The sequence below is a fragment of the Aequoribacter sp. genome, assembly GCF_965659035.1.
Classification (GTDB): domain Bacteria; phylum Pseudomonadota; class Gammaproteobacteria; order Pseudomonadales; family Halieaceae; genus Aequoribacter.
In genome coordinates this window covers 1-9,340 of sequence record NZ_CBFHWH010000081.1, presented here as the reverse complement: position 1 = coordinate 9,340, position 9,340 = coordinate 1, and the positions used below count along the sequence as shown (strand labels likewise).

Sequence of the window (9,340 nt, the reverse complement as noted above, 5' to 3'; positions counted from 1 at the left end):
AAGACTAAGACTAAGACTATGGGGTCAGTATGGACTGCAAGGTTTTATCGATCGTTGGGTATTGAAACGCAAAACCATTTGCCACGAGCTTAGTCGGGAGCACACGTTGGCCGCTGAGGAGCAGTTCGTCGGCCATTTCGCCCAGCGCTAATCGCATAGCGAAAGCTGGAGCTGGCATTGTTACCCAGGTTTTTCGGAGTTTTGATATTTCTCGCGCCAACATTTTATAGGTTGCAGGTTCGGGCGCAGTTAGGTTCACGGCACCCTCCAGCGGATGCTGCAGTAAAAAAGTAATCGCCGCAACGAGATCCGAACGGTGTATCCAGCTGAGATATTGGTCACCGGATCCTGGCCAATTCGCAAGGCCAAAACGGAACGGCATAAATATTTGCGGGAAGGCACCGCCGTTTTTGTCCAGCACCACGCCTATACGTATGGTGGTTACAGTAGAGCCTAATGCTTCCTTCGCGGCCAGTGCTGCGGCCTCCCAGTCTTTGCACAACTCTGCGCCAAAACCGGACCCCGCTGTGTGGCTTTCATCAACTTTTTGCTCGCCACAATCACCGTACCAGCCGATAGCGCTACCACTGATAAAGAGCTTCGGTCGGTGGCCCGATCGCTGCAAGGTGTGAACGAGATCTTGGGTTAGATCAATGCGGCTGCCCCTCAATTTTTGCTTGTAGCGTTTTGTCCAGCGTCCACCCGCGAGCGATTCTCCGGCGAGATTAATCACTGTATCGATGGTCTCCACCTGGGCCAGGTCATCGAGGTATTTAATGAACTTAACCGCGGAAGTATCTGAATGGCGCTGCCGACTGAAGACCGTCAGCGTGTGCCCCATGGCTTGTAGGTGGGGCACCAAGGCTTGCCCGATAAAGCCAGTACCGCCAGTAAGTAGAATGTGCATGTGTTTTCCTCCCGCGATTGTTACGTGAGCCAGTGTTGCTTGGACTTATCATCGAGTTTTACCTTTCACTCGTATAAGCGATCATGACTCTCATTGAAATTGCTGAACACATGCGCCAACAGCGGGCCCTGTTCTTGACGGGTGCCGGCATTAGCGTCGGCGCAGGCATACCCACATACCGTACTCAGGACGGTGAGTGGGCCCGCACTACGCCGATTACTGATACACAGTTCCGGCAATCGTTGAGTATGCGGCAACGATACTGGGCTCGCTCATTTGTCGGTTGGCCGCTCACCTCGCGCGCACAGCCCACCCAAACGCACAGGCGCTTAGCGCTTTGGCATCAGCACGAATTCTTGCCTGAGCTCATCACCCAAAACGTCGATCGATTGCATCAAAAAGCTGGATTTGACCGCGCTATTGATATTCACGGCCGCCTCGATCGAGTGCTCTGTTTGCAGTGTTCCGCGCCCATGCATCGAGACCACTGGCAGCTTGAGCTAGCGCGAGCCAATCCTCAGCTCAACAATTTACGGGCCGATCAATTACCCGATGGTGACGCCGACCTGCCCGATGAAATCATCCATACAGTAACCGTACCACCGTGCCCGCATTGTGGCGGGGTTATGATGCCCGATGTGGTGTTTTTCGGCGGCAATATCCCAAAACTGATCTCTGACCGTACTCAAGAACTGGCGCGGGAAGCGGGTGTTTTGGTGGTGTTGGGAAGCTCGCTCAAGGTTTATTCGGGGTATCGCTTGTGTCGACTCGCGGTCGAAAACGGCGGTGCTTTAGCGATTGTAAATCCGGGGCCAACGCGTGCCGACAGTATTGCTACGGTCCGCTTTAATCAAACCGCCGAAGATTTTACTGAGCATTTGAATGCGCTTTTGACAAGTTAGTGGCCTGAACGGCTCCTGATAGCGTAGTTATTGAATAGATGCGCTAAATACGTCCTTCAGGGAAGCAAACAGAGATGAGTAATTTTACTAAGCCACTTCGACAATCTTTGATCGGTGAAATCTGGGATTTCACAGGTCCTGGGTATAGAAAAGCGAAAAAGCGATTCACTCGGCAGTCATGGTCTATCGATAAACACATTGTACTCACGGGTGCGACGTCGGGGCTTGGCTTGTCGGCCGCAAAAAGCCTCGCCGTTGCCGGTGCCAACTTGACATTGGTAGTCCGAGATCCCGCGAGAGGGCAGGCGCTTCAGCAAGAATGCGAGAGTCTAGGGGCCAGCAGTTGTCAGGTGCTCATCGCCGATTTGGCGTTGTTAGCCGATACTCGACGTGTGATTGATGCACTTGTCGCACAAAACAGGCCTGTTGACGTGTTGATCAATAATGCGGGTGCACTGTTTAACTCTCGCGCCGAAACTGCAGAGGGTATCGAGCAGAGCACATCCTTGTTGCTATTGAGCCCAGTGATATTGATGCAGGGGCTCAAACCGCTACTGCAAGCAGCTGGATCAGCTCGGGTTGTGAATGTTGTATCGGGTGGTATGTATACCCAACGATTATCGATGTCATGGCTGCGATCGGGATTTGCGCATCGCTACGATGGCCCCGCTGTTTACGCGCAGGCAAAACGAGCGCTGTCGATTGTGACACAAGAGTGGCATGAGGAGTGGGCCAAGCACGGGGTGTTTATCAATACCATGCACCCCGGCTGGGCGGATACACCAGGAGTACAGTCGGCCTTACCCACGTTTCGTCGCATAACGCAGTGGATTTTGCGATCGCCAGAAGAGGGGGCAGACACCATTGCTTGGATGGCGGCCGATGATGATCTTGAAGGTGTGAGCGGGTGCTTGTTTCTCGACCGTCAGGCGCGGCGATATTACTTGAATAAGAAGTCTCAAGAGCGACCGACCGATCGTCGAGCCTTGCTCTCATTTGTTAGTGAATTCGTTTCAAATTGAAATTTATGCGTGTAAAGTTTCAAATTGAAACAAAAAAGCTCAGTCGGTCACTCTCCGTTTTTAGCCGGCCGCTTCGCAGCAGATGTGAGACCCTCGGCAACAGAATGATTTTTAATGACTTTTTATTATTTTGCCGACCTTCGCAAAGATTGGCACAGAATCTGCCAACAAAACGGATAGCGAGCGTTTTGCGCGCTCAAGTTTTGTTAATGACGAGGGAGTTATGGCGACCGCTTTAGAAGGCGTAACAATTATTGATTTGACCCACATGTTATCGGGCCCCTACGCGGGTATGATCTTGGCCGACCTTGGCGCCGAGACGATCAAAGTGGAGCCTCTAGCCGGAGAGGGAACTCGCAAGTTGCTGCAGTCAGATCCAGAGTATTCGCTCGGCGATCAAGGTGCATACTTCATTACTTTGAATCGAAACAAAAAGAGTGTGGCTATCGATTTAAAGTCTAGTCAAGGCCTTGAAGTCTTTTACGATATGGTTCGTAAGGCCGACGTTGTTCTGGACAATTTTGCCGCGGATGTCACCACAAAGCTGAAGATCGATTACGCCCAGTTATCCAAGATCAATCCCAATATTATTACCTGTTCGATCTCTGGATTTGGCAGCGATGGACCACAGTATCGCCGCACTGCCTTTGATCAGGTTGTGCAGGCGCTCGGTGGCGGTATGTCCATTACGGGCTTGGATAAAGACACGCCGATGCGCGCAGGGATCCCGATCGGTGACTTGGGCGGTGGAATGTTCGCTGTCATGGGTGTGCTAGCCGCTTTGCGTGAGCGCGATCAAAAAGGCGTGGGGCAGCATGTCGATATTTCGATGTTAGACGCCCAAATCTCGCTGTTGAACTACATGGCAACAATGCACTTCATGTCCGGTAAAAATCCCGAGCCTATTGGCAACAGTCATTTTGTGCACGTTCCGTACAACAGTTTCAAGACAGCGAATGGACACATTATTATCGCGGTCATTTTCGATAAGTTTTGGGATGCATTAGTTGACGTTCTGGACGTGCCCGAGTTTCGCAACGAAAAATACAAAGGCCAACCGGGGCGTCTAGCAGACAAGCAGTTTATCGAAGCGCGCTTGAATGAAATTCTAGTCAAGCACCCTACCGAGCACTGGCTTAAGTTGTTCGAAGCGCAGCGCATCCCCTGTGCACGGGTTAACAATTTTGAGCAAGCACTTAGCGACGAGCAGGTACTGCATCGCAGTATGGTGGTCGATCTCTACAACGATCAGGGCCAGTCGGTTAAAGGGCCGGGTAACCCCATCAAGTTATCTCGGCACACAGACGATTATGCGCCGGCTCCTGCCTTGGGTGCCGATACGGATGCCGTGCTTCAGAAGATTGGATACGACGAAGAACGCATACAGACCTTAAGGGTCGCGGGAGCCATTCGATGATCCCTCAAGTCCACATTAATGAGGTGGGTCTGCGAGATGGACTTCAGGCGCAGTCGAAGCACCTGAGCGTTGAAGAGCGCTGCCGTTTGTTTGATCAACTTGCAACGACCGGTGTCTCAAGTGTTGAGATTGGCAGTTTTGTCTCGCCCAAGGCGGTACCGCAGATGGCCGGTACCGATCAGGTTTTGCGCCACGCTTTGGCAAAAAACACGGGAGTTGCGTTAAATGCCTTAGTGCCAAATCGAAAGGGCTACGAACTCGCGCTCGCGTCGGGGTGCAAAGAAGTCAACGTAGTGGTCTCGGCTACTGACACGATGAATCGAAAAAATATCAATATGACCACCGCAGGGATTATGGCGGCATCGCAGGGAATTATTGAATCGGCGGTGGCCGACGGCGTTAAAGTCAACGCGTATGTGGCGGTGGCCTTCGAGTGCCCATTTGAGGGTGCGGTCGACCCAGAGCAGGTCATTAGCCTATCAAAACGGCTCGCAGATTGGGGCGCCCAACGCATTGTGATTGCCGATACGATTGGGGCCGCAAACCCTTTCGCAGTAGAAGCATTGCTTCGCGATTTGTTGCTGGGTATCAGCGCCGATCGCGTCGCGTGTCACTTTCACGATACGCGTGCCATGGGGCTCGCCAACACTTATGCGGCCCTGCAGTCTGGCGTAAGACATTTTGATACATCCATCGGCGGGTTAGGGGGGTGTCCCTTTGCACCCGGAGCCTCAGGCAACGTCGCAACAGAAGATGTGGCTATGTTATGCCAGCAGGCGGGTTTTAGTACGGGTATCGATTTTTCTGCATTGATGGCGGCCGTAGATTTGGTCAAAGCGTTAACGGGCACGGCCAAAGGCGGACGTGCGCATTATTGGTTGAGTAATCATTTAGACAAAGTAGTCGGACAATAAAGGAGACTAGGCATGACCTATCGCTTAGGTGTAGACGTCGGGGGCACATTCACCGATTTTCTGCTCATGAATGAGGAGACAGGGCAAACGTTCACCGCAAAGGTGCCTTCGACCCCCGAGGACTCTTCGATTGGGGTGTTAAATGGCGTCGCCAAAATTTGTGACGAATCTGGCATTAACCCTGCAGACATTAAGTTCGTAATGCATGGCACTACGGTGGCGACCAATGCGGTGCTAACCGGTAAAGGCGCAAAGGTAGGTCTGGTTACTACCTCTGGTTATGAGCATACCTTGCAGGTTGCTCGCAGCTTCTGCCCGGGCGGTTTAGGCGGCTGGGTAAGCTTCGTTAAAAAGCCTTTGCTTGCGCCGCTTGAGTTAACTATTGGTGCAGTTGAGCGAATTGATGCAGATGGGTCGGTGTCAACACCGCTCGATGAGCACGCCTTGCGAGCACAGCTTGCTACGTTGGCGGCGAAGAATGAGGTCGAGGCGTTGACGATTTGCTTTATTAATGCCTATGTAAACAGCGAGCATGAGCGGCGCGCTGCTGAAATCGCGGCCGAGTTTTTCACCGATATTCCTATCTCGATTTCATCGGATGTCGTGCCCGAAATGCAGGAATACGAGCGCACTGAAACCACAGTGGTGAACTCCTATGTACGCCCCGAAGTGTCGCGTTACTTGAATAACCTGCAAACGTCTCTAGAAGAGCGTTTGGGCGGTGACACACAGTTATCCATCTTGCGGTCTGACGGTGGTTTGGCGTCCTCAAGAGCTACTGCCGATTCACCGGTGAATATACTGATGTCAGGTCCTGCGGGTGGTGTGGCGGGCGCCTTGTTCTTCTGCGAACAAGCAGGCTATAAGAACCTACTGACCTTTGATATGGGGGGAACATCTACCGACGTCGCCCTGATTCAGGATGCAAAAACCAATATTCGCCGCGAGACGATTGTTGGCGATGTGCGCGTGCGTGCGCCCTCGGTCGACGTGAGAACAATCGGTGCAGGCGGTGGCTCAATCGCCTTTGTCGCCGAGTTAACCAAAGCTCTGCGTGTGGGCCCTGAGTCGGCGGGCGCGGTCCCGGGTCCTGCGGCGTACATGAAAGGCGGAGAGTTGCCCACCGTATGTGATGCGAACGTGGTTTTGGGTTATTTGCCCAGTGATGCACAACTTGGCGGCGCCATGGCCATTAACCGAGACGCGGCTGTGGCTGCAGTGCAAAAAGTGGCGGATGCCTTAGGTATTGATGTCATGGAGGCAGCTGAAGGCATTATTCGTATCGCCAATGAAGCGATGTTTGGCGCACTGCGCTTGGTATCTGTGGAACAAGGCTATGATCCGCGAGACTTTAGCCTAGTCGGTTTTGGTGGCGCCGGTCCATTGCACGCCAACGCGCTGGGACGTTTGGTTAACTCGTTCCCTGTCATTGTGCCGCCCGGTCCTGGCGTCTTATGCGCTTACGGCGATGCGACCACTCAGCTGCAAGACGAAGCGGCGAGAAGTTATGGTGCATTGGCCAGCGACATTTCAAAAGACCAGCTGGCCGCCGATTTGGCCGTACTCAAAGATCGCGCTGCACAAGCGCTTTTGGCGGACGGTATAGCGGAAGATCAGTTGGTTGTTACCTACCAGGCAGATGTGCGCTATGCCGGTCAAGCGTTCCAAATTAGCGTTGATTTTGACAACGATAGTTTGGTTGAGAAAGGCTTGAGCGTCATCACCGACGTGTTCGATGACGAGCACGAGAAGTTGTTCACCTTTAAGTTGGGCGATGGCCACGAGATTGTAATGATTCGCGCGGTCGTTGCGTCTCAGGCACAGAACCTTGAAATCAAGCGACAAGAAGATACCTCAGCGACCCTGCAAGACTGTGCGATTCATGAGACTCGTATTTACTTTGAGGGCGGCTGGTATGATGCCACGATTTACCAGCGCTATAGGTTGCACTCTGGCTTAACGGTTCCCGGGCCTGCCATTGTTACCGAGATGGACTCGACAACTTTGATTTTGCCGGGCTTTCAAGCTCGGACAGATCTTGTAGGTAATTTACTCATTGAACCCATTCAAGCGTAAAGGGGAGTGTGACTATGCCAGCTAGAATTATTGAAACAAATAACACGCCACTTGCTACCGTCGACGTCGAAAGCGTGACAGTAGACATTATCGAAAACGGCTTGAAAAACGCGCGTGAGGAAATGGACGCCGTCTTGTTCCGCACAGCGATGTCGCCGGGTATTCGAGAGCAGGGTGATTGCTTCCCAATGATTGCGAATAAAGAGGGGAAAATGGTGGTGGGTCAGTTCGGCTCGTTTATCGCACCCTTCTTGTCTGTTTATGATGCAGATATCGAAGAAGGCGACATCATTTTGACCAATGACCCTTACTTGTGCAACGCGGCGGTATCGCATTTGCCCGATTGGTTGGTCTTGGTGCCTGTGTTCAAAGACGGTCGTCATATTGCTTGGTCCGCTATGTTTGGTCACATGTCTGATAACGGGGGCATGGTGCCTGGCTCGATGCCCATCAATGCCACGAATATCTATCAGGAGGGTATTCGTATTCCACCGGTTAAGCTCTACAAGAAAGGTGTGTTACAAGAGGACCTTCTCGAATTGGTGCTTCATAACGTCCGGACCTCTCAGTGGAACCGTTTTGACTTAAACGCCCTGGTAGCCGCGTGTAACACCGCGTCGAAACGTTGCGTTGAATTGGCGGAGCGCTTTGGTGACGATGTTTTTCATTCGACCATGGGGGTGATGCTGCAGCGCAACTACGATGCCATGAAAGCCGTCATTGGCATGGTTGTACCGGAAGAGAAGCGTGAGTTTACCGACTATTTGTGCGATGACGGTATGGGTCTAGGCCCTTACAAAATCCATTGCACTATGTGGCGTGAGGGAGACAAGGCAATTTTTGATTTCGAGGGCACATCGCCGCAAGCGCAAAGTTCAGTGAACTTTTTCCTGAATGAGGACATGTTCAAGATGTTCTTTGGTTCGTTTACCATCAACATCGTCGACCCTCAAATTGCGTTTAACGATGGCTTTTACGATTTGGTGGACGTGCGTATTCCTGAAGGTACCTTGCTAAAGCCTAAGTATCCGGCAGCCTTGTCAGGTCGTACACACGCGCTCGGTCGTATTTTCGATATCTTGGGTGCGCTTTTGGGTATGGGGGCTCCCAACGAATTGCTAAATGCTGCAGGTTTCTCGGATTCGCCCCATTTGTTTTACTCGGGTTACGATACGCGTCCTGGCAAAAATGATGAGTGGTTCCAGCTATTTCAAATCGGTTTTGGTGGTGTTCCAGGCCGTCCGGTTGGTGATGGTCCCGATGGTCACAGCCTCTGGCCGGGCTTTACCAACGTACCCAACGAGTTTATCGAAACCTACTTCCCTTTGCGTATAGAGCGCTACGAGGTCATTCCTGACTCGGGTGGCGCAGGCTTACATCGCGGGGGTAATGGCTTGTCGGTTGCATACCGGTTTTTGGTCGACGGCGAGATCGGTATCCATGATGAGCGCTGGCTAACTTACCCATGGGGTGTTAACGGCGGTAATCCGGGTATGCGCTCTACTAAGCGTATTGTGCGAGCAGATGGCTCAGAAGAGTGGCTGCCATCTAAATGCGAGGGTATTAAAGTCAAAGCAGGTGATTTGCTGTATTACAACACCTGGGGCGGCGGTGGCTGGGGTGATCCCCTAGCGCGAGACGCCGCCTTGGTGGCGCAAGATGTGGCGAGGGGCTTGGTTACCGAAGCTGGCGCTAAGGCTTACGGCGTGGTGGTAACAGACGGCGTGCTCGATGTGGCCGCAACCGAAGCGCTTCGTGCTCAAATGGCGGAGCAGCGCGGTCCGATCACCGAGATCTTCAACTTTGGTGGCAGCATCGAAGAGATCAAGGCCCGCTGCGTGCAAGAAACGCACCTTGAGCCTCCGGTTGCGCCGGTTTTTCAGCGTCGCGCTTAGGGGCTTACGTGGCTGATCTCTCTCGCAAAAACATTGGTTTAGGCAGTAAACCCGGACTGATTGTCGTTGATATGAGTCTGGGGTTTACTCAACCTGAATCGCCTTTGGGCGGGCATTTCGATTCGGTGGTGGCGGCGACCGCTACTCTGATTCAGGCCTGTCGTGCGCGAGATTTGCCTATTGTTTACACCACCGTGGTGTATGATC

At 52.6% G+C, this 9,340-nt stretch carries 8 protein-coding genes; 7 read left to right on the top strand and 1 reads right to left on the bottom strand.

The annotated features are described in order from the left end of the window. Nucleotides 1–16 precede the first annotated feature (16 nt). Nucleotides 17–907: a TIGR01777 family oxidoreductase gene (locus ACTF5Z_RS10000; RefSeq protein WP_438985507.1), complete on the bottom strand. Its 891-nt coding sequence runs from the start codon at nt 905–907 to the stop codon at nt 17–19. An 83-nt stretch (nt 908–990) separates the two neighbouring features. Here ACTF5Z_RS10000 and ACTF5Z_RS09995 point away from each other — a divergent pair, with 83 nt between their 5' ends. The 7 genes from ACTF5Z_RS09995 to ACTF5Z_RS09965 form a co-directional block, all read left to right on the top strand. Continuing rightward, the gene (locus tag ACTF5Z_RS09995; protein ID WP_438985506.1) at nt 991–1,809 is read left to right on the top strand and encodes an NAD-dependent protein deacetylase; all 819 of its coding nucleotides are present in this window, start codon (nt 991–993) and stop codon (nt 1,807–1,809) included. 74 nt (nt 1,810–1,883) lie between these two features. Beyond that, nucleotides 1,884–2,831 (top strand): SDR family NAD(P)-dependent oxidoreductase, encoded by a 948-nt coding sequence (locus ACTF5Z_RS09990; RefSeq protein ID WP_438985505.1) that lies wholly within the window; start codon nt 1,884–1,886, stop codon nt 2,829–2,831. A gap of 223 nt (nt 2,832–3,054) precedes the next feature. Beyond that, entirely contained in the window at nt 3,055–4,248 is a 1,194-nt protein-coding gene (locus ACTF5Z_RS09985; RefSeq protein WP_438985504.1) for a CaiB/BaiF CoA transferase family protein, read from the top strand. After that, a complete protein-coding gene (locus tag ACTF5Z_RS09980) occupies nt 4,245–5,162 on the top strand; it encodes a hydroxymethylglutaryl-CoA lyase (protein ID WP_438985503.1) in 918 nt (305 codons plus the stop codon). Before ACTF5Z_RS09985 ends, ACTF5Z_RS09980 begins: the two co-directional genes overlap by 4 nt. A 12-nt stretch (nt 5,163–5,174) precedes the next feature. Continuing rightward, complete coding sequence (locus ACTF5Z_RS09975; protein ID WP_438985502.1) at nt 5,175–7,238, top strand: hydantoinase/oxoprolinase family protein; 2,064 nt, start codon at nt 5,175–5,177, stop codon at nt 7,236–7,238. 14 nt (nt 7,239–7,252) lie between these two features. After that, complete coding sequence (locus ACTF5Z_RS09970; RefSeq protein WP_438985501.1) at nt 7,253–9,133, top strand: hydantoinase B/oxoprolinase family protein; 1,881 nt, start codon at nt 7,253–7,255, stop codon at nt 9,131–9,133. 8 nt (nt 9,134–9,141) lie between these two features. Then, nucleotides 9,142–9,340, top strand: a 199-nt coding sequence (locus tag ACTF5Z_RS09965) for an isochorismatase family protein (RefSeq protein WP_438985500.1), incomplete at its 3' end; no start/stop codon positions are given.